Annotated in this window: 17 protein-coding genes; 8 read left to right on the forward strand and 9 right to left on the reverse strand. The window is 64.7% G+C overall.

The features are described from left to right. Positions 1-18 precede the first annotated feature (18 nt). From FHW58_RS00745 to FHW58_RS00755, 3 genes are all read right to left on the reverse strand, one after another. Positions 19-399 carry a hypothetical protein gene (locus tag FHW58_RS00745; protein WP_179671188.1) on the reverse strand — a complete coding sequence of 127 codons (381 nt, stop codon included), beginning with the start codon at positions 397-399 and terminating at the stop codon, positions 19-21. Positions 400-492: 93 nt separating this feature from the next. Next, complete coding sequence (locus tag FHW58_RS00750) at positions 493-960, reverse strand: DUF1854 domain-containing protein (protein WP_179671189.1); 468 nt, start codon at positions 958-960, stop codon at positions 493-495. A 6-nt stretch (positions 961-966) separates the two neighbouring features. Further along, a complete protein-coding gene (locus FHW58_RS00755) occupies positions 967-3,240 on the reverse strand; it encodes an ABC transporter ATP-binding protein (RefSeq protein ID WP_179671190.1) in 2,274 nt (757 codons plus the stop codon). A 215-nt stretch (positions 3,241-3,455) separates the two neighbouring features. Here FHW58_RS00755 and cphA (FHW58_RS00760) point away from each other — a divergent pair, with 215 nt between their 5' ends. The 4 genes from cphA (FHW58_RS00760) to FHW58_RS00775 all read left to right on the forward strand — a co-directional run bounded on the left by cphA (FHW58_RS00760) (position 3,456) and on the right by FHW58_RS00775 (position 11,011). Continuing rightward, positions 3,456-5,618: a cyanophycin synthetase gene (cphA, locus tag FHW58_RS00760; protein WP_179671191.1), complete on the forward strand. Its 2,163-nt coding sequence runs from the start codon at positions 3,456-3,458 to the stop codon at positions 5,616-5,618. A 29-nt stretch (positions 5,619-5,647) separates the two neighbouring features. After that, positions 5,648-8,218 carry a cyanophycin synthetase gene (gene cphA, locus FHW58_RS00765; protein ID WP_179671192.1) on the forward strand — a complete coding sequence of 857 codons (2,571 nt, stop codon included), beginning with the start codon at positions 5,648-5,650 and terminating at the stop codon, positions 8,216-8,218. Positions 8,219-8,395: 177 nt separating this feature from the next. Continuing rightward, positions 8,396-9,859, forward strand: coding sequence for a catalase (locus FHW58_RS00770; RefSeq protein ID WP_179671193.1), 1,464 nt, complete (start codon positions 8,396-8,398; stop codon positions 9,857-9,859). A 45-nt stretch (positions 9,860-9,904) separates the two neighbouring features. Continuing rightward, entirely contained in the window at positions 9,905-11,011 is a 1,107-nt protein-coding gene (locus tag FHW58_RS00775) for a patatin-like phospholipase family protein (RefSeq protein ID WP_229265006.1), read from the forward strand. Here the strand turns inward: FHW58_RS00775 and FHW58_RS00780 are convergent. Beyond that, complete coding sequence (locus tag FHW58_RS00780) at positions 10,962-11,888, reverse strand: LysR substrate-binding domain-containing protein (protein WP_179671195.1); 927 nt, start codon at positions 11,886-11,888, stop codon at positions 10,962-10,964. The genes FHW58_RS00775 and FHW58_RS00780 overlap by 50 nt on opposite strands. A gap of 89 nt (positions 11,889-11,977) precedes the next feature. On the opposite strand from FHW58_RS00780, the gene FHW58_RS00785 reads away from it, so the two are divergent. From FHW58_RS00785 to FHW58_RS00795, 3 genes are read left to right on the forward strand one after another with little or no spacing between them, the layout of a single operon-like run. Further along, the gene (locus FHW58_RS00785) at positions 11,978-13,474 is read left to right on the forward strand and encodes an acetyl-CoA hydrolase/transferase family protein (RefSeq protein ID WP_179671196.1); all 1,497 of its coding nucleotides are present in this window, start codon (positions 11,978-11,980) and stop codon (positions 13,472-13,474) included. Between the two features lie 33 nt (positions 13,475-13,507). Next, positions 13,508-14,635, forward strand: a complete 1,128-nt coding sequence (locus tag FHW58_RS00790; RefSeq protein WP_179671197.1) for a carboxypeptidase family protein — start codon at positions 13,508-13,510, stop codon at positions 14,633-14,635. A gap of 2 nt (positions 14,636-14,637) precedes the next feature. Next, on the forward strand, positions 14,638-15,102 hold the full coding sequence (locus FHW58_RS00795) for a CYTH domain-containing protein (protein ID WP_179671198.1): 465 nt from the start codon (positions 14,638-14,640) through the stop codon (positions 15,100-15,102). 187 nt (positions 15,103-15,289) lie between these two features. Here the strand turns inward: FHW58_RS00795 and FHW58_RS00800 are convergent, their stop codons facing one another. From FHW58_RS00800 to FHW58_RS00820, 5 genes are all read right to left on the reverse strand, one after another. Then, positions 15,290-16,552, reverse strand: a complete 1,263-nt coding sequence (locus tag FHW58_RS00800) for a DUF2863 family protein (protein ID WP_179671199.1) — start codon at positions 16,550-16,552, stop codon at positions 15,290-15,292. A 168-nt stretch (positions 16,553-16,720) separates the two neighbouring features. Further along, complete coding sequence (gene acnA / locus FHW58_RS00805) at positions 16,721-19,429, reverse strand: aconitate hydratase AcnA (RefSeq protein ID WP_179671200.1); 2,709 nt, start codon at positions 19,427-19,429, stop codon at positions 16,721-16,723. 51 nt (positions 19,430-19,480) lie between these two features. Further along, the gene (locus FHW58_RS00810; RefSeq protein ID WP_179671201.1) at positions 19,481-19,996 is read right to left on the reverse strand and encodes a hypothetical protein; all 516 of its coding nucleotides are present in this window, start codon (positions 19,994-19,996) and stop codon (positions 19,481-19,483) included. Then, on the reverse strand, positions 19,996-21,000 hold the full coding sequence (locus FHW58_RS00815; protein WP_179671202.1) for a CoA ester lyase: 1,005 nt from the start codon (positions 20,998-21,000) through the stop codon (positions 19,996-19,998). Before FHW58_RS00815 ends, FHW58_RS00810 begins: the two co-directional genes overlap by 1 nt. 102 nt (positions 21,001-21,102) lie before the next feature. Next, positions 21,103-22,092, reverse strand: coding sequence for a malate dehydrogenase (locus FHW58_RS00820; protein WP_179671203.1), 990 nt, complete (start codon positions 22,090-22,092; stop codon positions 21,103-21,105). Between the two features lie 237 nt (positions 22,093-22,329). On the opposite strand from FHW58_RS00820, the gene FHW58_RS00825 reads away from it, so the two are divergent. Then, positions 22,330-23,115, forward strand: coding sequence for a GntR family transcriptional regulator (locus FHW58_RS00825; protein WP_179671204.1), 786 nt, complete (start codon positions 22,330-22,332; stop codon positions 23,113-23,115). Positions 23,116-23,118 lie beyond the last annotated feature (3 nt).

Raw genomic sequence — 23,118 nt, forward strand, 5'->3', positions numbered from 1 at the left:
TTCCAGCACGACGTCGTTCTAGGCGACTGGTCGCAGGTGCTCGACTTCGGTGGCGTCGGAAAGCCGCGCTTCATCAAGCAATTGTTGGAGCGCCGTTGCGTCGACCTGGTTGAGCTTTGCCAGTAGTGCGCCGTACTTCCGCACGTCTGCTTCATTGGCCGCGATGCGCTCCGCTGGCCGTATCGCCAGGTTCACGCAGCCCAGCACTGCAAAGGCTGCCAGCAGCCAGGCGGATTGCGCCGGTAGTTGTGCCGCAAGGGGCGCCACTGCACTACTGCCCGCGAGCAAGCTCATAAAAGTGAGCAAGGTCTGAATGCGGCGGTAAAAGCGGGCTGTGCGTTGGCACAAGCGCTGCGCGTAGCGGAAATTAAAGTAGAGCTCTTCCTTGTCTTCATCCATGATCAGCTCCCTTCTTCGGTGGCTGCTTTGCGGTGAATCAGCGGGAAAGGCGGCGCCATCGGCGTGGTGGCCGATGGCGCGGGGAGGGCGCGCTTACAGGAAGCGGTCGAGGATTTTTTTGCTGTGCTTGTCCAGCTCGCGCAGGTCGCGGATCAGGTAGTGGATGCCGTGGATGTCGGAGATCAGCAGCGTGTCGATGGTCAGGCGGCGGATATCCTCCTCGCCGCGCAGCACGAATTCGGTGTCGCCGCGGTCGGTGACGACCGACCAGGTGCATGGCGTGGCGAAGCTGGTCACGCTGTTGATGCGCGAGATTTCGGGCATGAATTCGCGGCCGCTCAGTTCTTCCTGCACCAGCGCGCCGATCGGCGCCGGCAGGTCGCTGATGCGGTCGATCCACGCGACTTCCTTGCCGTCGGTGTTGAGCAGCGAGATGCCGTCCTCCGGCGCCTGCACCGGGAACGCCCGCACCGGCGACACGCCTTCGTGCACCACGCCCTCGGTGGTGGTCAGCACCAGACGGCCGAAGGGATTGCGGATCAGTTCAAATGTCGTCGTCATAGTTGCTTATTCCTTGCTGGCGCTGTCGTCCAGGTCCGTGTCCACGTTGCGGGCCTGCGCCTGGTACAGGCGGTAGTAGGCGCCTTCGCGCGCCATCAGTTCGTCGTGCGGGCCGTCTTCCACCACCACGCCGCGGTCCAGCACCACCAGGCGGTCGGCCTTCTGCAGCGTCGACAGGCGGTGGGCGATGGCGATGGTGGTGCGGCCTTGCACCAGGTTGTCCAGCGCTTTCTGGATTTCCTTTTCGGTTTCCGAGTCGACCGAGGCGGTGGCTTCGTCGAGGATCAGGATCTTCGGATCGATCAGCAGCGCGCGCGCGATCGAGATGCGCTGACGCTCGCCGCCGGACAGGCCCTGGCCGCGCTCACCCACCATCGAGTCGTAGCCCTGCGGCAGGCGCAGAATGAATTCGTGGGCATGCGCGGCGCGCGCGGCGGCGATGATTTCTTCGCGCGTCGCATCCGGCTTGCCGTAAGCCAGATTCTCGGCAATGGTGCCGAAGAACAGGAACGGCTCCTGCAGCACCAGGCCGATATTGCGGCGGTAGTCCGACACCGCGAACGAGCGGATGTCCACGCCGTCCAGCATGATGGCGCCTTCGGCCACGTCGTAGAAGCGGCAGATCAGGTTGACCAGCGTCGACTTGCCGGAGCCGGAGTGGCCGACCAGGCCCACCATCTGCCCGGCCTTGATGTCCAGGTTGATGCCGCGGTTGACCGCGCGGTTCCCGTAGCGGAAGCCCACCTCGCGCAGGGTGATGTTGCCTTCTACCTTGCCCAGCTTGACCGGATTCGCCGGATCCGGCACCGACGACACGTGGTCCAGAATGTCGAAGATACGCTTGGCGGCCGACGCCGATTTCTGCGTCACCGACACGATGCGGCTCATCGAATCCAGGCGGCCGTAGAAGCGGCTGGCGTAGGCCACGAAGGAGGTCAGCACACCGACCGTGATATTGCCCTTGGAGACCTGGTAGATGCCGAACACCCAGATCACCAGCAGACCGAGTTCGGTCAGGAAGGACACGGTCGGCGAGAACAGCGACCACACGCGATTCAGGCGGTCGTTGACGGCCAGGTTATGCTTGTTGGCGGTGCGGAAGCGGTTGGCCTCGCGCGCCTCCTGCGCAAAGGCCTTCACCACGCGGATGCCGGGAATGGTATCGGCCAGCACGTTGGTCACTTCGCCCCACACACGGTCGATTTTCTCGAAGCCGGTGCGCAGGCGGTCGCGCACCAGGTGGATCATCCAGGCGATGAACGGCAGCGGCGCCAGCGTACAGGTGGCCAGCCACGGGTCCTGGTTGAACAGGATGACGGCGGTCATGACGATCATCAGGCAGTCGGACAAAAAGTCCAGCAGGTGCAGCGACAGGAACACGCAGATGCGGTCACTCTCGGAGCCGATGCGCGACATCAGGTCGCCGGTGCGCTTGCCGCTGAAGTATTCCAGCGACAGTTTCAGCAAATGCTCGTAGGTGGTGGTGCGCAGGTCGGCGCCGATGCGTTCCGAGGCCAGCGCCAGCACGTAGGTCTTGCCCCAGCCGAAAATCCACGCCAGCACCGACGCGCCCACCAGGCCGGCCATGTACATGGCCACCAGCGACGGATCGACCGGCTTGCCGTTCTGGTAAGGAATCAGCACGTTGTCCATCAGCGGGCTGGTGAGGTAGGGCGGAATCAGGTGCGCGCCGGTGGACAGCAGCATGAAGGTGAAACCCAGCACCAGCTGCCATTTGTACGGCCGGGCGAAGCGCCACAGGCGAAACAGCGTCCACGTCGACGGCGGCGTGTAGACCACCTTGGTGCAGACCGGGCATTCCTCCTCGTCCGGGTCCATCGGCGCCTTGCAGCTCGGGCAGATGTTCTTGTCGTCGACCACCACCGGCTCGCCGGTGGCGTGACTGTCCAGATGGGCGTCAAACTGCTCGACCAGGCGGATCGCCGCCAGGTTCTGGCCCAGCGTGAAACGCCAGGCGGCCAGGCGCCCCTGCGTGTTGACCAGTTCCAGATGGCCGACGCCGGCGTGGTCGTGGTGTTTCAGCGTCAGGTCCGGCGCGAACGGCCACGATGCCCAGTCGGCCGCGCCCGGCGCGCGGGCCAGCACGCGGCGGGGCGTAATCAGCACCATCCCCTTGGAAAAACGAAGTTGCTGATCCAAGTCAACCTCCAGGGCACTTACAACGTTTTCCCCTTGGGAAAGTTGTGCCTGTATCTCCGAACGCCAGCGTTCAGGCAGCTCGCTCTGGCTGGAGACAATGGAAAGTTGTTGGGTTGTCATTGTGTGGCGTACTCCGGGGGGAAAAGGGCTGATGTAACGGCTTATTTACGGTATTCTGTCAGTGATTAAACATTTGATAGAACACAATAAAACCGGATGTTTGCGGCGACGGCAATCTTGCCGCAAGTATACCTCACAGCAGCAGGGCAAGGGTACAGGGTTTACAATACGGCGCGGGCTGGATCAGCCGATAACAAAGTTATAAGAATCAATACATGACCAAGAAGAAAGATATTGAAGTTCTCCGCGTGACTTATCTGCGCGGCCCTAACATCTGGACCTATCGCCCGGTGATCGAGGCGTGGCTGGATATCGGTGAGCTGGAGAACTTCCCCTCGAATAAGTTGCCCGGTTTGTATGAGCGCCTGACGGCGATCCTGCCGGGCCTGATCGTCCACCGCTGCGGCGTGGGCGAACACGGCGGCTTCCTGGAACGTCTGCGCGACGGCACCTATGCCGGCCACATCCTCGAACACGTGGTGCTGGAGCTGCAAAACCTGGCCGGCATGAAAACCGGCTTCGGCAAGACCCGCGAAATCAGCCCGGACAGCGGCCTGTACAAGATGGCCTTCCGCACCCGCCAGGAAGAAGTCGGCCGCGCCGCGCTGGCCGCCGGCCGCGACCTGCTGATGGCGATGATCGAAGACCGTCCGTACGACCTCGACGCCACCGTGGCCCGCCTGACCGACCTGGTCGAGAGCCTGTGCCTGGGCCCGAGCACCGGCAACATCGTCGATGCCGCCGGCGTGCGCAAGATCCCGCACATCCGCCTGACCGACGGCAACCTGGTGCAGCTGGGCCACGGCGCCGCGCAGCGCCGCATCTGGACCGCCGAAACCGAGCATACCTCGGCCATCGCCGAAGGCATCGCCTCGGACAAGGACCTGACCAAGACGCTGGTGTCGTCGTGCGGCGTGCCGGTGCCGGAAGGGGAGCTGGTCACCAGCGCCGCCCAGGCGTGGGAAGCGGCGCAGGACATCGGCCTGCCGGTGGTGGTCAAGCCGTATGACGGCAACCACGGCCGCGGCGTCTCGCTCAACCTGAGCAACGAGGCCGACGTCGCCGCCGCCTACGCGCTGGCCGCGATCGAAGGCGACAGCAGCAGCGTGATCGTCGAGCGCTTCATCGTCGGCGACGAGCACCGCCTGCTGGTGGTGGGCCGCCGCGTGGTGGCCGCCGCCGCCGGCGAGTCGCTGTGGGTGACCGGCGACGGCAACGCCACCGTGCTGGAACTGTGCAACAGCCAGATCAACACCGATCCGCGCCGCGGCGAAACCGAAGAATTCCCCCTGGGCCTGGTCAAGCCGCATGAATCGGGCGAGATCGTGCTGGAACTGAAGCGCCAGGGCATGACCCACCAAAGCGTGCCGGCCGACGGCCAGAAAGTGCTGATCCAGCCGAACGGCAACGTGGCGATCGACGTCACCGACAAGGTGCACCCGCAGGTGGCGGCGATGGCCGCGCTGGCGGCGCGCGTGGTCGGCCTGGACATCGCCGGCATCGACCTGGTGACCTCGGACATCACCCGTCCGCTGGAGGAGACCGGCGGCGCCATCATCGAAGTCAACGCCAGCCCGGGCCTGCTGGCCCACCTGAAGCCGGCCGAGGGCGAGCCGCGCAACGTCGGCGAGGCGATTGTCGAGCATCTGTTTGGCGAGGCCACCGGCCGCATGCCGATCGTCGGCATCGCCGGCAACCACGGCACCACGATGATCGCGCGCCTGGTCGCCTGGCTGCTGCAAATCAGCGGCAAGAAGACCGGCCTGACCTGCGCCGAAGGCCTGTTCGTCAACGGCCGCCTGTTGCCGCGCGATGGCTTCAGCGACTGGGAAACCGGCGAGCGCCTGCTGCTCAACAAGAACGTGGAAGCCGGCGTGTTTGAAAACAGCGCCCGCATGATCCTGTCGGAAGGCCTGGCCTACGACAAGTGCGCGGTGGGCGTGGTCACCGACGTCACCGATTTCGAAGCGCTGAACGACTTCCACATCGACAGCGAGGACAAACTGTATAACGTGCTGCGCACCCAGGTGGACGTGGTGCTGCCAGGCGGCGCGGCGGTGCTGAACGCCGCCGACCCGCAAGTGGTGGACATGGCCGACCTGTGCGACGGCGAAGTGATTTTCTACGGCGTCGACGAGCACCTGGCCGCCATCGCCGCGCACCGCCAGGACAACCAGCGGGTGGTGTTCCAGCGCGCCGACCGCATCGTGCTGGCCACCGGCCACACCGACGTCGCCAGCCTGCCGCTGTCGCCGCTGGTGCCGCCGGAAGCGGTGCTGGCCGCGATTGCCGCCGGCTGGGCGCTGGGCCTGACGCCGGAGCTGATCGGCGCCGGCCTGCGCACCTATGAAGCCGCGCCCAAGCGCCCGCATCACTGATCCCTATCACGGAAAGAACAACAAGAGTCATGGAAGTCATACGCACCCGCGCCCTTCGCGGCCCGAATCTTTGGAGCCACCACACCGCGGTGGAAGTCATCATCTCGTGCCCGCCGGAAGAGCAATCGATCGCGGCGCTGCCGAATTTTCAGCAGCGGCTGCACGCGCGCTTCCCCGCCATCGGCGCACTGCAACCCACCGGCACCTCGGACGCGGTGCCGCTGGCGCGCGTGCTGGAAGTGGCGGCACTGAGCCTGCAGGCGCAAGCCGGCTGCCCGGTCACCTTCAGCCGCACCACGGCCACCGTGGAAAACGGCATCTACCAGACCGTGGTGGAATACACCGAGGAAGCCGTCGGCCGCCGCGCGGTGGAACTGGCCGAGGCGCTGATCAACTCCGTGCTGGCCGATACCGCCTTCGACCTGCAGGCCGCGCTGACCGAACTGCGCGACCTCGATGAAGACGTGCGCCTGGGCCCGAGCACCGGCGCCATCGTCAACGCCGCCGTGGCGCGCGACATACCGTTCCGCCGCCTGACCGAAGGCTCGATGGTGATGTTTGGCTGGGGCTCGAAACAGCGCCGCATCCAGGCCGCCGAAATGGACACCACCGGCGCCATCGGCGAGACCATCGCCCAGGACAAGGAACTGACCAAGAAGCTGCTGCACGCGGCCGGCGTGCCGGTGCCGATTGGCCGCTCGGTGGAAGACGAGGCGGACGCCTGGAAGGCCGCCCAGGAAATCGGCCTGCCGGTGGTGGTCAAGCCGAAGGACGGCAACCAGGGCAAGGGCGTCACCGTCAACATCATGACCCAGGACCACCTGGAAAAAGCCTTCCGCACCGCCAAGGAATTCCGCGACGACGTGATGGTCGAGCGCTACCTGCCGGGCCACGACTACCGCCTGCTCGTCATCGGCAACAAGCTGGTGGCCGCCGCGCGGCGCGACCCGCCGCTGGTGATCGGCGACGGCGTGCACACCGTGCGCGAGCTGGTGGACATCGTCAACGCCGACCCGCGCCGCGGCTCCGGCCATGCCACCTCGCTGACCAAGATCCGCTTCGACGACATCGCCATTGCGCGCCTGGCGCTGCAAGGCCTGAACGCGGACTCGGTGCCGGACAAGGGCCAGCGCGTCATCCTGCGCAACAACGCCAATCTGTCGACCGGCGGCACCGCCACCGACGTCACCGACGACGTCCACCCTGAAGTGGCGGCGCGCGCGGTGGAAGCGGCGCAAATGATCGGCCTCGATCTGTGCGGCGTGGACGTGGTGTGCGACAACGTGCTGGAACCGATCGAGAACCAGCGTGGCGGCGTGGTGGAAGTCAACGCCGCGCCGGGCCTGCGCATGCACATCGCGCCATCGTTCGGCAAAGGCCGCGCGGTGGGCGAGGCCATCGTCAACACCATGTTCCCGGCCGGCGAAAACGGCCGCATTCCGGTGGTGGCGGTGACCGGCACCAACGGCAAGACCACCACCGTGCGTCTGATCGCGCACCTGCTGACCGCCAGCGGCCTGCGCACCGGCATGACCAACACCGACGGCGTCTACATCGAAGGCCGCCAGACCGACAGCGGCGATTGCAGCGGCCCGCGCAGCGCGCGCAACGTGCTGCTGCACCCGGACGTGGACGCGGCGGTGTTTGAAACCGCGCGCGGCGGCATCCTGCGCGAAGGCCTGGCCTTCGACCGCTGCCAGGTCGCCGTGGTGACCAATATCGGCATGGGCGACCACCTGGGCCTGAACTACATCACCACCGTGGAAGACCTGGCGGTGCTGAAGCGCGTGATCGTGCAGAACGTCTCCGAGAGCGGCTACGCGGTGCTGAACGCGGTCGACCCGATCGTCGCTGGCATGTCGGCCAACTGCCGCGGCAAGGTGATCTTCTTCGGCGCCGACCGCACGCATCCCGTCATCGCCACCCACCTGGCGCAGGGCAGCCGCACCGTGTACGTGGAAGATGGCCACATTGTCGCCGCAGAGGGGCGTGAGCAGAACCGCATCTCGCTGTCGCAAGTGCCGATCACCCGCAACGGCGCCATCGGCTTCCAGGTGGAGAACGTGATGGCGTCGGTGGCGGCGGCATGGGGCGTGGGCATCAGCTGGGACGCGATTCGTCTCGGCCTGAAAACCTTCGCCAACGATTCCGACAACGCGCCGGGCCGCTTCAACGTGTTCGACTACAAGGGCGCGATGCTGATCGCCGACTACGGCCACAATCCGGACGCCATCCTGGCGCTGGTGAAAGCGGTGGAGACCATGCCGGCCAAGCGCCGCGTGGTGGTGATCTCGGGCGCCGGCGACCGCCGCGACCAGGACATCACGCAGCAGACCGAAATCCTCGGCCGCGCGTTCGACGACGTGCTGCTGTACGAAGACGCCTGCCAGCGCGGCCGCGTGGACGGCGAAGTGGTGGCGCTGCTGCGCTCCGGCCTGCACGGCGCCCCGCGCACCACGCACATCGAGGAAATCTACGGCGAATTCAAAGCCATCGACACCGCGCTGGCGCGCCTGCAGGACGGCGACCTGTGCCTGATCCTGATCGACCAGGTGGAAGACGCGCTGGCCCACATCGCCAAGCGCATCAAGGAAGCCTGAAACATCGGGGTCAGTGCCGACATTCGGACATTGGGTCGCGCGCGACCCAATGTCCGAATGTCGGCACTGACCCCGGTTTTAATTTTCTCTATCGAATCCATAGATATATATGGTTTTTGTTTATGGCTTTCGTTGTTTAGAATAGCTCTACGCTATCAAACAACGAGGAGTCATAGTATGAGCCAGCCACCTATCACCACCGCGTCGGGTATTCCCGTCGCAGACAATCAGAACTCCATCACCGCCGGCCCGCGCGGCCCGGTGTTGCTGCAGGACTTCCACCTGATCGAGAAGCTGCAGCACTTTAACCGTGAACGCATTCCAGAGCGCGTGGTGCACGCCAAGGGTTCGGGCGCTTATGGCACTTTCACCGTCACTAACGACATCACCAAATTCACCAAGGCCAAGCTGTTCGCGGAAGTCGGCAAGCAGACCGAGACGTTCCTGCGTTTTTCCACCGTGGGCGGAGAGAAGGGCAGCGCTGATACCGAGCGCGATCCACGCGGCTTTGCCGTCCGTTTCTATACCGAAGAAGGTAACTGGGATCTGGTTGGCAATAACACGCCGGTGTTCTTCCTCAAGGACGGCATCAAGTTCCCGGACTTCATCCATACGCAGAAGCGCGATCCGCAGACCAATCTGAAGTCGCCGACCATGATGTTCGATTTCTGGAGCCGCACGCCGGAAAGCCTGCACCAGGTGACGACGCTGTTCTCCAGTCGCGGCACGCCGGATGGTTATCGTCACATGCACGGTTTCGGCAGCCACACCTACAGCCTGATTAACGCCGCCGGTGAGCGGGTCTACGTCAAGTGGCACTTCCTGACGCAGCAGGGCATCAAGAACCTGAGCGCCGAAGAAGCCACGCGCATCGCCGGCACCGATCCTGACTATGCGCAGCGCGACCTGTTCAGCGCCATCGCCAAGGGCGACTTCCCGCGCTGGGATGTGAAGGTGCAGGTGGCCACCGAGGCCGAACTGGCCGCGTGGGAGGCGCGCACCGGCTGGAATCCGTTCGATCTGACCAAGGTCTGGCCGCACGCGGACTTCCCGCTGCTGCCGGTCGGCGTGCTGGAACTGAACCGCAATCCGGTCAACTACCACGCGGAAGTGGAGCAGGCCGCGCTGTCGCCGTCGAACGTGGTGCCAGGCATGGGCTACTCGCCGGACAAGATGCTGCAGGCGCGCCTGTTCGCTTACCACGACGCGCAGCTGTACCGCGTGGGCACCAATCACCAGCACCTGCCGGTGAACGCGCCACGCTGCCCCTTCCACAATCAGCAGCGTGACGGCGCCATGGCCACCGCCAACGGCGGCGCGGCGGTCAACTACGATCCGGTGCAGGCGCAGGGTAGCAATCCGCAAGGCCTGGGCAATGGCGAACCTGCGCTGGCGCTGCAAGGCGCGGCGGCCCGCTACGATGCACGCGGTACGGAGGACGATTACACCCAGGCCGGCAATCTGTTCCGCCTGATGCCGGCCGATGAACAGCAAAACCTGTTCAACAACATCGCCGGTCCTCTGAGCCAGGTGAGCGCCGAGATCATCGCCCGCCAGCTGGCCCACTTCGACAAGGCCGATCCAGCCTACGGCGCGGGCGTGCGCGCGGCGCTGAAAGCGAAGGGCGTCAACATCGCGTAAAGATGGCTTACAATCTCCATGTTGCAGCGCATCGTGGAGGTTTGCTTGAGCCGTCAATCCGCTTGTCCGCCATCCCCCACCCTGCCGGGCCAGATCGTTCTGGTCCTGCAGGGTGGTGGTGCGTTGGGCGCCTATCAGCTGGGCGTGTACCAGGCCTTGCACGAAGCCGGCATCGAGCCGGATTGGGTGATCGGCACGTCCATCGGCGCGATCAATGGCGCCATTATCGCCGGCAATCCCCCGGAGCAGCGGCTGGACCGGCTGCGCGAGTTCTGGCACCGCATGGAGCGCAATTCCTTCGGCTTTACCACCATGCCGCGCGCGATCGCCAACGCCATTACCGTGGGGCAGGGCATACCGGCGTTCTTCGAGCCTAACCTGGCGTCGTGGTGGAATCCCGAGGCGCGCGTGGGCGTCGAGCGCGCGTCTTTCTATCAGACCGCGCCGTTGCGCAGCACGCTGGAGGCGCTGGTGGACTTCAATTATCTCGATCAGAAAGAGATGCGCCTGACCGTGGGCGCGGTCAATGCGCGCAACGGCGCGATGCGCTATTTCGACAGTCGCAGGGAGCGCCTGTGCGTTGAGCATGTGATGGCGTCCGGCGCGCTGCCGCCGGCCTTTCCCGCCATCCGCATCGACGGCGAGCCATACTGGGATGGCGGCATCTACTCCAACACGCCAATCGAGGCGGTGCTGGATGATGAGCCGCGCCGGAGTTCGGTGATCTTCTCGGTGCAGGTGTGGAATCCGGACGGCAGCGAGCCGGCAAGCGTGCTCGATGTGCTGGATAAACACAAGGAGATCCAGTATGCCAGCCGCGCCAGCAACATCGAGCAGCAGCGCAAGATGCACCGGCTGCGCCACGTGATCCGCGAGATGAGCAAGCACCTGTCCGACGCGGAAGCGGCGTCGCCCGAGGTGCGCGAGCTGGCCTCGTGGGGCTGCGGCACCGACATGCACGTGGTGTCGCTGCGGGCGCCGCGCATCGGCAACGAGGACCACACCAAGGACATCGACTTCAGCGCCAGCGGCATCCGCGCCCGCTGGCAGGCCGGTTACGACGACACCCAGCGCTTCATCGCGCTGCGGCCGTGGGAGCAGCCTATCGACCCGATCGAGGGGATCGCGATTCACGAACTGCCGGAGCACTAGGCCCCAGCAGTTCGTCGCACAGCGCCAGCCATGCGCGCGCCGCGTGCGACAGATACCGGCCACGCCAGACGTGCGCCGGTTGCCACGGCAGTTCCGGATCCACCAGCTTGACCGCGTCCAGATGGCCGATGGCCAGGCGGTGGATGAACGGCTCCGGCAGCAGCGCCACGCCCATACCGGCGGAGGCCATCGCCACCAGCCAGTCCCACTGACTGCTTTGCGCGGCGATCCGCGGTTCGAAACCGGCATCGGCAAAGGCGGCGCGCAGCGCGCGCGTCATGGCGAAATCGTCCTTCAGCAGCACCAGCGGGGTGTTGGCCAACGCCTTCAGCTTGAGCGTGGTGCGGTTTTTCTGGAAGGTGCCTTGCGCGGCCAGCGCCCACACCGGGTAGCTGGCGATCGGCGCGGAGCGCAGGTCCAGCGCGGGATCGGCCGGCAGCACCGTCAGGCCGATTTCCAGATCGCCGTGCGCCACCTGGCGCTCTATCGCCTGGCCGGCGTCTTCCTGGAGCGACAGCGTAATGTTGGGATGGCGCTCGCGGAAGGCTTTCAGCACGGGCGTGAACAGCAGGTTGATCATCGGCGGAATGCCGACTGTCAGCTGGCCGCGTTCCACCGTTTGCGTGTCGCGCACTTCCACCGTCAGCTTGCGCATGGTCGCCAGCATTTCCACGCCGCGGGCGTAGACCACCTGGCCGGTATCGGTCAGCGTCAGCCTGCGGCCTTCGCGCAGCAGCAGCTGGGCGCCGACTTCGTCTTCCAGTTGCCGCACCATCTTGCTGATGGTGGACTGGGTGACGTGCAGCGACTCGGCCGCCTGCGTAAAACTGTTCAGGCGGACGGTTTCGACGAAGTAGCGCAGCGATCGCAGGTCCATGAATAAAAAGAATGGAAATGGGGAATTTAAGTCATAAGACGACAGTTTTTCTGATTCTATACTGAAACAAAAGAATGAGGAGAACCACCATGTATGAAGATCGCATCCGCCGCCCGGCACTGATGAACAAACTGATGAGCGCCGAGCAGGCCGCCCTGTTATTCAAGGACGGCATGACCGTGGGCATGAGCGGATTTACCCGCGCCGGCGACGCCAAGGCGCTGCCGGCGGCGCTGGTGGAGCGCGCGCGCCAAGGCCAGCCGCTGCAACTGTCGCTGCTGACCGGCGCTTCGCTCGGCAACGAGAGCGACGGCATGATGGCCAACGCCGGCGTGGTGGCGCGCCGCATGCCGTTCCAGGCCGACGCCGCGCTGCGCCGCAAGATCAATTCCGGCGAGGTGATGTTCATCGACCAGCACTTGTCGGAGACGGCCGAGCAGCTGCGCTCGGGCGACCTGAAAGGCATCGACATCGCGGTGATCGAGGCGGTGGCGATTACGCCGGAGGGCGCCATCGTTCCCACCATGTCGGTCGGGAACTCGGCCAACTTCGCGCAGCAGGCGGCCAAGGTGATCGTCGAGATCAATCTGAGCGCGCCGCTGTCGCTGGAAGGGCTGCACGATATCTATGTGCCGCAGGCGCGGCCCGAGCGCGGTCCGATTCCGCTGCTGACGCCCTGGCAGCGCATCGGCGCCACCGCGATTGCGGTGGACCCCGAGCGCATCGCCGCGATTGTCATCACCGACAGTCCGGACAGCCCCTCCAACGCGCTGCCGCCGGACGACGAGACCGACGCCATCGCCCGCCACGTCATCACCTTCCTGGAAGGCGAGGTGCAGGCCGGGCGCATGGATGCGTCCCTGCGTCCGCTGCAGGCGGGTATCGGCACCATCGCCAACGCGGTGCTGCATGGGCTGATCGATTCGCCGTTCCGCAAGATGACGATGTTCTCGGAGGTGCTGCAGGACAGCGCCATCGAGCTGCTGGATTCCGGTCAGCTGACGATGGCGTCGGCGTCGTCGATCACGCTGTCAGCGGCCATGCACAAGAAGTTCCTCGACAATATCGAACAGTACCGCGACCGCGTGGTGCTGCGGCCGCAGGAGATCAGCAACCATCCGGAAATCGTGCGGCGGCTGGGCATCATCGCGCTGAACACGGCGCTGGAGTTTGACATCTACGGCAACGTCAATTCGACCCACGTCGGCGGCACGCACATGATGAACGGCATCGGCGGCTCGGGCGACTTTGCGCGCAATGGCCAGCTGTCGATCTTCGTCAGCAAGTCGGTGGCCAAGGATGGGGCGATTTCCAGCGTGGTGCCGTTTGCCGCGCACGTCGACCATACCGAGCACGATGTCGACGTGGTGGCGACCGAATGGGGCCTGGCCGACCTGCGCGGACTGGCGCCGCGCGAGCGCGCGCGCCTCATCATCGAGCACTGCGCGCATCCCGATTATCGCCCGCAGTTGCGCGCCTATTTCGAGGAGGCGCTGCTGGGCGGCGGCCAGACGCCGCACGTGCTGGAGAAGGCCTTGTCGTGGCACGCCCGCTATCAACGCGAAGGGAGCATGCTGGTAAAATAAGGGTCATCCGCATTCACTTAATATTGGATCAACATGACCATTAAAATCAGCCAGAACTTCGATTCCGGCGCCATCGACGTGCTGCGCGCCGACAGCGCGTCCACCATCGAACTGAATCTGCGCAAGGACTCGCACGCTGACATCCACCAGTGGTTCCACTTCCGCGTGCAGGGCGCGCGCGGCCAGAAGCTGACCATGCGTTTCCTGAACGCCGGCCAGGCTACCTACGCCAAGGGCTACGAGGACTACCAGGCGGTGGCCAGCTACGACACCGAGAACTGGTTCCGCGTGCCGACCAAGTTCGATGGCGCGGTCATGACGATCAACCATACGCCGGATACCGACAGCATCTACTACGCTTACTTCGAGCCGTATTCGTTCGAGCGCCATCTGCGCCTGCTGGGCGAGGTGGGCGAGCATCCGCTGGCGCGCGTGCATGACCTGGGCTCGACGGTCGATGGCCGCGACATGAACCTGGTCGTCATCGGCAAGCCGGAAGCGGAAAAGAAAATCTGGTTCATCGCGCGCCAGCACCCGGGCGAATCGATGGCCGAATGGTTCATCGAAGGCCTGATCGATTCGCTGCTGGACGATGCCAATCCGATCGCCCGCAAGCTGCTGCAGCGCTGCGTGTTCTACATCGTGCCGAACATGAATCCGGACGGCTCGGTGCGCGGCAACCTGCGCACCAACGCGGCTGGCGCCAACCTGAATCGCGAGTGGATGACGCCATCGGTCGAGCGCAGCCCGGAAGTGCTGTATGTGAAGCAGAAGATGCACGAAACCGGCATCGACATGTTCTTCGATATCCACGGTGACGAGGCGCTGCCGTACAACTTCGTGGCCGGCAACGAGATGCTGGAGAACTTTACCGAGCAGCGTCGCCTGAAGCAGCAGGCGTTCATCGACCGTTACAAGAACGCGTCGCCGGACTTCCAGGACAAGGTGGGCTACGCCGCCAGCAAGTACAAGGAAGACATGCTGACGCTGGCGTCCAAGTACGTTGGCCATCACTTCGGCTGCCTGGCGCTGACGCTGGAGATGCCGTTCAAGGACAACGCCGATCTGCCGGACCCGCACGTAGGCTGGAATGGCGCGCGCAGCGCGGCGCTGGGCGCGGCGATTCTGCAGCCGATTCTGCTGTCGCTGGACGATTACTGATCGTGGGCGTCGAGATCGAGCGCAAGTTCCTGCTGTCCGGCGATGGCTGGATGCAGCTCGGCGAGCCGGTGTTCTTCAGGCAGGGCTACCTGTCGTCCAACAAGGAGCGCGTGGTGCGCGTGCGCATCGAGGGCGACAGGGCGGTGATCACGATCAAGGGCGCCAACCGGGGCGCCACGCGCGGCGAGTGGGAGTACGAGATTCCGGTTGCTGACGCGGCCGAGCTGCTGGACGGCTTGTGCGAGCAGCCGCTGATCGAGAAGTATCGCCGCCGGATCGCGTTCGCCGGCAATGTGTGGGAAGTGGATGAGTTCCTTGGCGTGAACGCCGGGCTGGTGGTGGCGGAGATTGAGTTGCAGTCGGAAGACCAGCAGTTCGACAAGCCGGACTGGATCGGCGAGGAAGTCACCAGCGACCTGCGCTACCTCAACTCCAACCTGATCAAGAAGCCGTTCACCACTTGGTAGCCGCGGCGCGTGGATGGCGGACAGCGGTCACCGGCGCCGCGGGGCGTCGTTCCGGCGCAGGCCGGAACCCATGGAACGCGTGCATGGCAGGACGCAAGCGGCGTATGGATTCCGGCCTGCGCCGGAAGGACAAATCAAATGCTCACTGGATGACATTGCCGCTCATCCAGGGCTGGTTGTTGTGGGCTTAGTGGAAGTGCTCGCTGCCGGCGGGCGCGTCTTCGGGCATTTCGGCGTGGGCCAGTTCGCCTTGCGGGTCGGCGAACAGCGGGGCGCCGCAGTCGTCGCAGAACTCGACCACGTAGCGCTCGCTGTGCTTCTTGATCTGCGTGACGCCCGCCGCGTTCAGGTGCGAGATGATCTCGTCCACCGGCGTGACCGGCTTCTGCTGCAAGCCGCCCGCGCCAGGGCCTTCCGGCGGCGTGCCTTCTTCGTCTTCCTGGCCGTACAGCGGCCACACCACGCCGTAGATCACATCCGACGATGAACGCTGGGTGAAGGCGACACGGTATTCGTCCACCTGGGCTTCGGCGCTTTCCTCGCCGAAGCCGGCGATGACCGCGCGCAGGTCCGACGGTTCCACGCCCAGCGTGTGCGTCAGGTAGTGCACGGCAGCGCGGATCGACACCGGGCGGATCAGCTTGTCCGCCTCGCGGCAGGCCATGTAATACGCTTCCGGCAGCAGCAGCTCGACGCCGCAGCCCGGCAGCAGGCGGTTGACGGTCGGCGTGACCTGGGCGCGCCATTGCTCCAGCGCGGCGCTGCGCTCGGCGGCGAAGTTGGCCTGGTGTTCCGGCATCTGCCAGCGGAACAGCGGGGCGCCGGCTGGCGCCACCACGGCCACCAGCAGGTAGCGGGTGTCGGCCAGGAAGGGCGCGGTTTCCGGCACCTTGGTGTCGGGCTTGAGCGTGCTGCCCTTGAGGGCGGCCTGCGCCAGCTTGTGCACCTTGCCGTAGGTTTCCACGTGGCTGCGCGGCAGCTGGTCGATCGAGAACAGCGTGGGCGACACCGCCAGCTGCGTGCCGTCGGCCAGCAGGTGGGCGGCGAAGTGCGCCGTCAGCGTTTGCAGGATGTCGGCCGGGATGGCGCCGGAGGCGATGGCGAAACGGGTCCAGGCCAGGATCGGCGCGGCCACCAGCAGCACGTCGAACTGCTTGCTGACGCCGTCGGCGGTGTCGATGGTGAGGTGGCCCGATTCGCTGGCCGCTTCCACGCTGTCCATCAGCACGTCGTAGGCGTTCAGGTCTTCCTTGAACAGCGCGTTCAGGGTCGAGTCGATGGTGTCCTGGTGACCGGTTTTCAGGAGTTTCTGGAGTTGGGCATCGAGCGCGTGCTCCCAGGCACGTTCTTCGATGCGGCTGGCCGCCTGCCCGACTGCCTGGGCATAGGTGGCGAGGCGTTGGCTCTCGGCGGACAACTTATGGGGTGAAGCTTGTTTGGAACGACGCATCGCGCGAAGAGTCTCATGAAAAGTGAATAAATCGGATTATGACCCTATTGTAGTTGATTCGGCAAACGTGCATAAAAAAAGGCCCCCAAAACGAAAGGGTCTGACCCCGTACGGGGTCAGACCCTGGCCGCAGCGGTGTGCGGGTTTTACTGGTGCCGTCGGCGTCTTTTACGCAGCCAGCAGCTGGCGCAGGACGAACGGCAGGATGCCGCCGTGCTTGTAGTAGTCGACTTCGATCGGGGTGTCGATACGCAGCAGCACTTTCACTTCCTGGCTGGAACCGTCTTCACGGTGGATCACCAGCGTGGCCAGCTGTTGCGGCTTGATTTCGCCGTCCAGGCCCTTCAGGTCATAGGTTTCCTTGCCGGTGATGCCCAGCGATTCCACCGAGTCGTTGCCGATGAACTGCAGCGGCAGCACGCCCATGCCCACCAGGTTGGAGCGGTGGATGCGCTCGAACGAACGCACGATCACCGCCTTCACGCCCAGCAGTTGGGTGCCCTTGGCCGCCCAGTCGCGCGACGAGCCGGTGCCGTATTCTTCGCCGCCGAACACCATGGTCGGGGTGCCGGCCGCCACGTATTTCATGGCCGCGTCGTAGATCGACAGCTGTTCGCCCGATGGCTGGTGGATGGTGATGCCGCCCTCGACCGCCGAACCGTCGGCCTTCGGCGGGATCATCTTGTTCTTGATGCGCACGTTGGCGAAGGTGCCGCGCATCATGATCTCGTGGTTGCCGCGGCGCGAGCCGTAGGAGTTGAAGTCGGCCTTCATCACGCCGTTTTCCTTCAGCCACTTACCGGCCGGGCCGTCTTCCTTGATCGAGCCGGCCGGCGAGATGTGGTCGGTGGTGATCGAGTCGCCGAACACGCCCAGCGCGCGCGCGCCCTTGATGTTCGGATCGGTCGCCTTCGGCGTCATCTCGAAGCCCTCGAAGAACGGCGGCTCGGCGATGTAGGTCGAGGCCGGCCAGTTGTAGACCTGGCCCTCGGTCGACGACACGTGCTCCCACAGCTTGCCCGGGTTGCCCTTGACGTCGGCGTAGTTGGTCTTGAACACTTTCGAGTTCATCGCGAACTTCATCAGCTTGGCGATCTCTTTCGAGGTCGGCCAGATGTCGCCCAGGTAGACGTCCTTGCCGTCCTTGCCCTTGCCCACCGGCTGGGTCATCAGGTCGACCGTCATGTTGCCGGCGATGGCGTAGGCCACCACCAGCGGCGGCGAGGCCAGGAAGTTGGAACGGATGTTCGGGTGGATGCGCGCCTCGAAGTTACGGTTGCCCGACAGCACGGCCGAGGCCACGATGTCGTTCGAGATGATGGCGGCGTTCAGTTCCGGCGTCAGGTCGCCGGCGTTGCCGATGCAGGTGGTGCAGCCGTAGGCGGTGACGCCAAAGCCCAGTTGCTCCAGGTACGGCAGCAGGCCGGCGGCGGTCAGGTACTCGGTCACCACGCGCGAGCCCGGGGCCAGCGAGGTCTTGATGTGCGGCGCCACGGTCAGACCGGCTTCCACGGCTTTCTTGGCCAGCAGGCCGGCGGCCAGCATCACGCTCGGGTTGGAGGTGTTGGTGCACGAGGTGATGGCGGCGATCAGCACGTCGCCGTTTTTCACATTGACGCCGTTGCTGGTGGTGTAGGTGGCGTTCAGGTCGTCGGCTTTTTTGTTGAAGCCGTTTTCCGAGGTCGGTTTCGAGAACAGTTCGGTGAAGTTGTTCTTCACGTTGCCGATTTCGATACGGTCTTGGGGACGCTTGGGGCCGGCCAGCGACGGGGTCACGTCGCGCAGGTTCAGTTCCAGCACGCGGGTGTAGTCGATCTCGCCGGCTTTCGGCACGCCGTACATGTTCTGCGCCTTGAAGTAGGCGGCAAACGCGTCGATCTCGGCCTTGGTGCGGCCGGTGCCCTCGAAGTACTCGATGGTGGCGTCGTCGACCGGGAAGAAGCCCATGGTGGCGCCGTATTCCGGCGCCATGTTGGCGATGGTGGCGCGGTCGGTCACCGACAGCGTCTCGGTGCCTTCGCCGAAGAACTCGACGAACTTGCCGACCACCTTGGCCTTGCGCAGCATTTCGGTGATGGTCAGCACCAGGTCGGTCGCGGTGCAGCCTTCGCGCAGCACGCCGGTCAGGTTGACGCCGATCACGTCCGGGGTCAGGAAGTAGACCGGCTGGCCCAGCATGCCGGCTTCCGCCTCGATGCCGCCCACGCCCCAGCCGACCACGCCGATGCCGTTGATCATGGTGGTGTGCGAGTCGGTGCCGACCAGCGAGTCCGGGTAGTAGACGCCGTGGTTGTCCTTGTGGACGCCGCGCGCCAGGTATTCCAGGTTGACCTGGTGGACGATGCCGAAGCCCGGCGGCACCACGCCAAAGGTGTCGAAGGCCTGCATGCCCCACTTCATGAACTGGTAGCGCTCGTTGTTGCGCTGGAATTCCAGCTTCATGTTCAGGTCCAGCGCCTTCGGCTCGCGGAAGTGGTCGATGGTGACCGAGTGGTCGACCACCAGGTCGACCGGCACCAGCGGCTCGATCTTCTTGGCGTTCTTGCCCATCTTGTAGGCGACGTTGCGCATCGCCGCCAGGTCGGCCAGCAGCGGCACGCCGGTGAAGTCCTGCAGCACCACGCGGGCGACGATGAACGGGATCTCGTCGGTGCGCTCGGCGGTGGCGCCCCAGTTGGCGACCTGCTTGACGTGCTCTTCGGTGACTTTCTTGCCGTCGACGTTACGCAGGACGGACTCCAGCACCACGCGGATCGAGACCGGCAGGCGGGAGATTTTTGCGCCCAGGCTCTTTTCCAGGGCCGGCAGCGAGTAGAACTTCGCTTTCTTGCCTGCGATGTCGAATTCCTTCAGCGTGTTCAGAGTGTTGCGTGACATGACCTCTCCTTAGTGATGGGTGGCGTCTATTATTAAAGTAAAACGTGGTGCTTACTGAATCGTGATCTTGCTGCTGACCGGCTCGTTGCTTACCGCGGCGGCCGACTTGACCTGCTCGGCGTCGCGGCACTCGTTGGCCAGCTGGCGGTTCAGCTTGGAGTCCAGCAGCATGCCCTTGGCCGGAATGCCGATCCAGATCAGGCCGTACAGCTTGTTCTCGAAGCGGTTGGCGCCGGTGGTGGTGCCGACGCGGGTCAGGCGGTGCAGGCGCTTCTTCCAGCGCAGCGCGATGTGGCCGTCGTCGCCGGCGTTGGTGTAGATGGTGATCTTGTTGCCCAGTTCGCAGTCGAACTCGGTCACGTTGTCGTTGGTGACGACCGGCTCGTCTTCTTCCTCGTTCGGCGCTTTCGGCTCGACCGGCTTGGCGGCGGCCTTCTTGCCAGCCTTGGCGGCGGTTTTCTTGACGGTTTTCTTGGTCGGAACGTCGCCTTCGGCATGGGCGCCGGCAGCCAGGGTCAGCGAGGCCAGCGCGAGGCTGCAAGCCATGAATAATTTGGAGATGGACATCAGTGTGCTTCCTGTGGGAGATCGGTGGGTGTGCCGTTGAACAGCGCTGCCACCGATTCCGGCAGCGTGAGGCCGGCCAGTCTGGCGCGCTGTAAAACGGTCCAATAATATCGGTAGCTGGCGCGGTCGTGCAAGCGTCCATGCTGGGCGATCGGCCCCCATTGCGCCGCCGCCGCCTCGTGCAGGATGGCGGCCGCCTCGCCGACCTCGGACAGGCGCGGCGTAAACGTCTTGACGATGGGCTTGATCTGGCTGGGGTGGATGCTCCACATGCGCGTGTAGCCGAATTCGGCGGCGGCGCGCTGGGCGTCGTTGGCGGCCACGGCGGTGTCCTTGATGTCGGTGGTGACATTATGCGACGGCACCTTGCCGTGGGCGTGGCAGGCGGCGGCGATTTCCAGCTTGGCGCGCACCACCAGCGGGTGCGTGAACTGGCCCGGCGTGCGCATGGCGCTGGCCGGAATGGCGCCGTAGTGCGCCGACACGAAGTCCATGATGCCGAACGACAGGCACTGCACCTGGGGCAGGGCGGCGATGGCGTGGACGTCGCGCAGCGCGCCGTGGGTTTCGATCAGCACGTGCACCGGCAGGTCCTTGCGGCCGGCCTTGGCGGCGTGGGTGTTGATCAGCTTGATGGCGCGCGCCACCTCGTCGACGCTGTGCACCTTGGGCAGCACCAGGTAGGCCAGGCGCTGGGCGGCGGCGCAGATGATCTCGACGTCCTGCGCGAAGAACGGGCTGTGGACATCGTGCACGCGGGCGCCGAGGCGGTTGAAGCGGTTGTCGTCGGCGCTCAGCAGCGCCACCACCAGGCGGGCGTGGGCTTCCTCGTTGCCGGCGCTGGCGCCGTCCTCGCAATCGAGGGTGATGTCGAACAGGGGGCCAAGTTCTTGTTGCAGGGCGATCGATTTGCGCATCAGCTTTTCGGAGCCGGCGTAGTGATCACAGGCCGGAAGCAAAGTCGGCTGGAGATTACCCTGGAATAAAACCTCGGATGGATGCATGCGTGCTGGGTCGGCTGGCAAAACAGGCGCCGCGCTGCTCTCGGCAGCGCGGCGGGTACGGCGGATCGGCGGTTTAACCGGTTCCACGTAAAGCGGTGAGGCTTATGGCAGCAGGTGCTTGACGCCTTCGCGCTCTTCGGTCAGTTCCTTCAGGGTCAGGTTGATGCGCTCTTGCGAGAAGGCATCGATGTCCAGGCCTTGAACGATCTTGTATTCGCCGTTTTCGGTGGTCACCGGGAAGCCGAACACGATGCCTTCAGGGATGCCGTACGAACCGTCCGACGGCACGCCCATGGTGGTCCACTTGCCGTTGGTGCCGACGTGCCAGTCGTGCACGTGGTCGATGGCGGCGTTGGCGGCCGAGGCGGCCGACGACAGGCCGCGCGCCTCGATGATGGCGGCGCCGCGCTTGCCCACGGTCGGCAGGAAGGTGTTGGCGTTCCATTCCTGGTCGTTGATCAGTTCCTTGACCGATTTGCCGTTGACGGTGGCGAAACGGTAGTCGGCGTACATGGTTGGCGAGTGGTTGCCCCACACGGTCAGCTTTTCGATGTCTTTCACCTGGGTGCCGGTCTTGGCGGCCACTTGCGACAGCGCGCGGTTGTGGTCCAGGCGCAGCATGGCGGTGAAGTTCTTGGCCGGCAGCGACGGCGCCGATTTCATGGCGATGTAGGCGTTGGTGTTGGCCGGGTTGCCGACCACCAGCACCTTGACGTTGCGCGATGCCACCTGGTCCAGCGCCTTGCCCTGGGCGGTGAAGATCTGGGCGTTGGCTTCCAGCAGGTCCTTGCGCTCCATGCCCGGGCCGCGCGGACGGGCACCCACCAGCACCGCGTAGTCGACGTCCTTGAACGCGGTCAGCGGGTCGGAGTGGGCGGTCATTTCGGCCAGCAGCGGGAACGCGCAGTCGTCGATTTCCATCATGACGCCCTTCAGCGCCTTCTGGGCTTTCTCGTCAGGGATTTCCAGCAGTTGCAGGATGACCGGCTGGTCCTTGCCGAGCATGTCGCCGTTGGCGATGCGGAACAGCAGAGCGTAGCCGATTTGGCCGGCGGCGCCGGTAACTGCAACGCGCAGTGGGGTTTTAGCCATGATGAATCTCCAAAGTGTAAGTAAAACGGCTTGAAGCTGGACCTTAGCGCGGTCCGGGAAAACGTAATCATACTGCAAAATTTGGCGCTTATAATCATCTGTAAGCCATAAGCGCTGGCGGCGAGTGTAGGCTTGCCGCCACTATCTGTCAATCCTATCTTATGTCTTATATAAGACAGATAAGTTATTGGCGTTTTTTCTGGACGGCACTGTGTATTTGTGGTGAAATCTTGGCCTATGAGTTCCGCGCCGCCAAATCCGAACCACCAGCCCGCTGCCGCCAACGCCGGCGGCGCGGCCGGCGCGTCCCCCACGTTTTCTCCCCTGTATCAGCAGATCAAGGCGCTGATCACCAAGAGCCTGCAATCGGGCGAATGGAAGCCGGGCGAACTGATCCCCAGCGAAGTGGAGCTGGCCAACCGCTTCAAGGTCAGCCAGGGCACGGTACGCAAGGCGATCGACGAGCTGGCGGCCGAGAACCTGGTCGTGCGCAAGCAGGGCAAGGGCACTTTCGTTTCCACCCACCATGAAGAGCGCGCGCAGTTCCGCTTCCTGCGGCTGATGCCGGACGAGGGCGTGCCGCACCCGGGCGTCAGCCAGTTCATCGAGGTCAAGCGCATGCGCGCGCCGGCCGATGTGGCGCGCCTGCTGGATCTGAAGTCGGGCGATGCCGTCATCTTCATCAAGCGCGTCCAGCATTTCGACAGCGTGCCGACCATCGTCGAGGAAATCTGGCTGCCGGGTATGACTTTCAAGGGACTGACGGCGGAGCGGCTGGAAGAGTATAAAGGGCCGATGTATGGGCTGTTCGAGTCGGAATTCGGCACGCGCATGATACGCGCCACGGAAAAAATCCGCGCCGTGTGCGCCGCCGACGGCGACGCCGCGCTGCTGAAGATCGCCGCCAACACGCCGCTGCTGGCGTCGGAGCGGGTCTCGTTCACGTACGGCGACAAGCCGGTGGAGTTGCGCCGCGGCCTGTACCTGACCGAGCGCCACCATTATCACAATGAGTTGAATTGAAGG

The sequence above is a fragment of the Duganella sp. 1224 genome (assembly GCF_013408245.1).
In the GTDB taxonomy this organism is placed as follows: domain Bacteria; phylum Pseudomonadota; class Gammaproteobacteria; order Burkholderiales; family Burkholderiaceae_D; genus Rugamonas.

Excerpts from the sequence above, each read along its gene's own strand:
- FHW58_RS00745 (WP_179671188.1), bottom strand. The coding sequence starts at position 399 with ATGGATGAAGACAAGGAAGAGCTCTACTTTAATTTCCGCTACGCGCAG.
- FHW58_RS00750 (WP_179671189.1), bottom strand. The coding sequence starts at position 960 with ATGACGACGACATTTGAACTGATCCGCAATCCCTTCGGCCGTCTGGTG.
- FHW58_RS00755 (WP_179671190.1), bottom strand. The coding sequence starts at position 3,240 with ATGACAACCCAACAACTTTCCATTGTCTCCAGCCAGAGCGAGCTGCCT.
- cphA (WP_179671191.1), top strand. The coding sequence starts at position 3,456 with ATGACCAAGAAGAAAGATATTGAAGTTCTCCGCGTGACTTATCTGCGC.
- cphA (WP_179671192.1), top strand. The coding sequence starts at position 5,648 with ATGGAAGTCATACGCACCCGCGCCCTTCGCGGCCCGAATCTTTGGAGC.
- FHW58_RS00770 (WP_179671193.1), top strand. The coding sequence starts at position 8,396 with ATGAGCCAGCCACCTATCACCACCGCGTCGGGTATTCCCGTCGCAGAC.
- FHW58_RS00780 (WP_179671195.1), bottom strand. The coding sequence starts at position 11,888 with ATGGACCTGCGATCGCTGCGCTACTTCGTCGAAACCGTCCGCCTGAAC.
- FHW58_RS00785 (WP_179671196.1), top strand. The coding sequence starts at position 11,978 with ATGTATGAAGATCGCATCCGCCGCCCGGCACTGATGAACAAACTGATG.
- FHW58_RS00790 (WP_179671197.1), top strand. The coding sequence starts at position 13,508 with ATGACCATTAAAATCAGCCAGAACTTCGATTCCGGCGCCATCGACGTG.
- FHW58_RS00800 (WP_179671199.1), bottom strand. The coding sequence starts at position 16,552 with ATGCGTCGTTCCAAACAAGCTTCACCCCATAAGTTGTCCGCCGAGAGC.
- acnA (WP_179671200.1), bottom strand. The coding sequence starts at position 19,429 with ATGTCACGCAACACTCTGAACACGCTGAAGGAATTCGACATCGCAGGC.
- FHW58_RS00810 (WP_179671201.1), bottom strand. The coding sequence starts at position 19,996 with ATGTCCATCTCCAAATTATTCATGGCTTGCAGCCTCGCGCTGGCCTCG.
- FHW58_RS00815 (WP_179671202.1), bottom strand. The coding sequence starts at position 21,000 with ATGCATCCATCCGAGGTTTTATTCCAGGGTAATCTCCAGCCGACTTTG.
- FHW58_RS00820 (WP_179671203.1), bottom strand. The coding sequence starts at position 22,092 with ATGGCTAAAACCCCACTGCGCGTTGCAGTTACCGGCGCCGCCGGCCAA.
- FHW58_RS00825 (WP_179671204.1), top strand. The coding sequence starts at position 22,330 with ATGAGTTCCGCGCCGCCAAATCCGAACCACCAGCCCGCTGCCGCCAAC.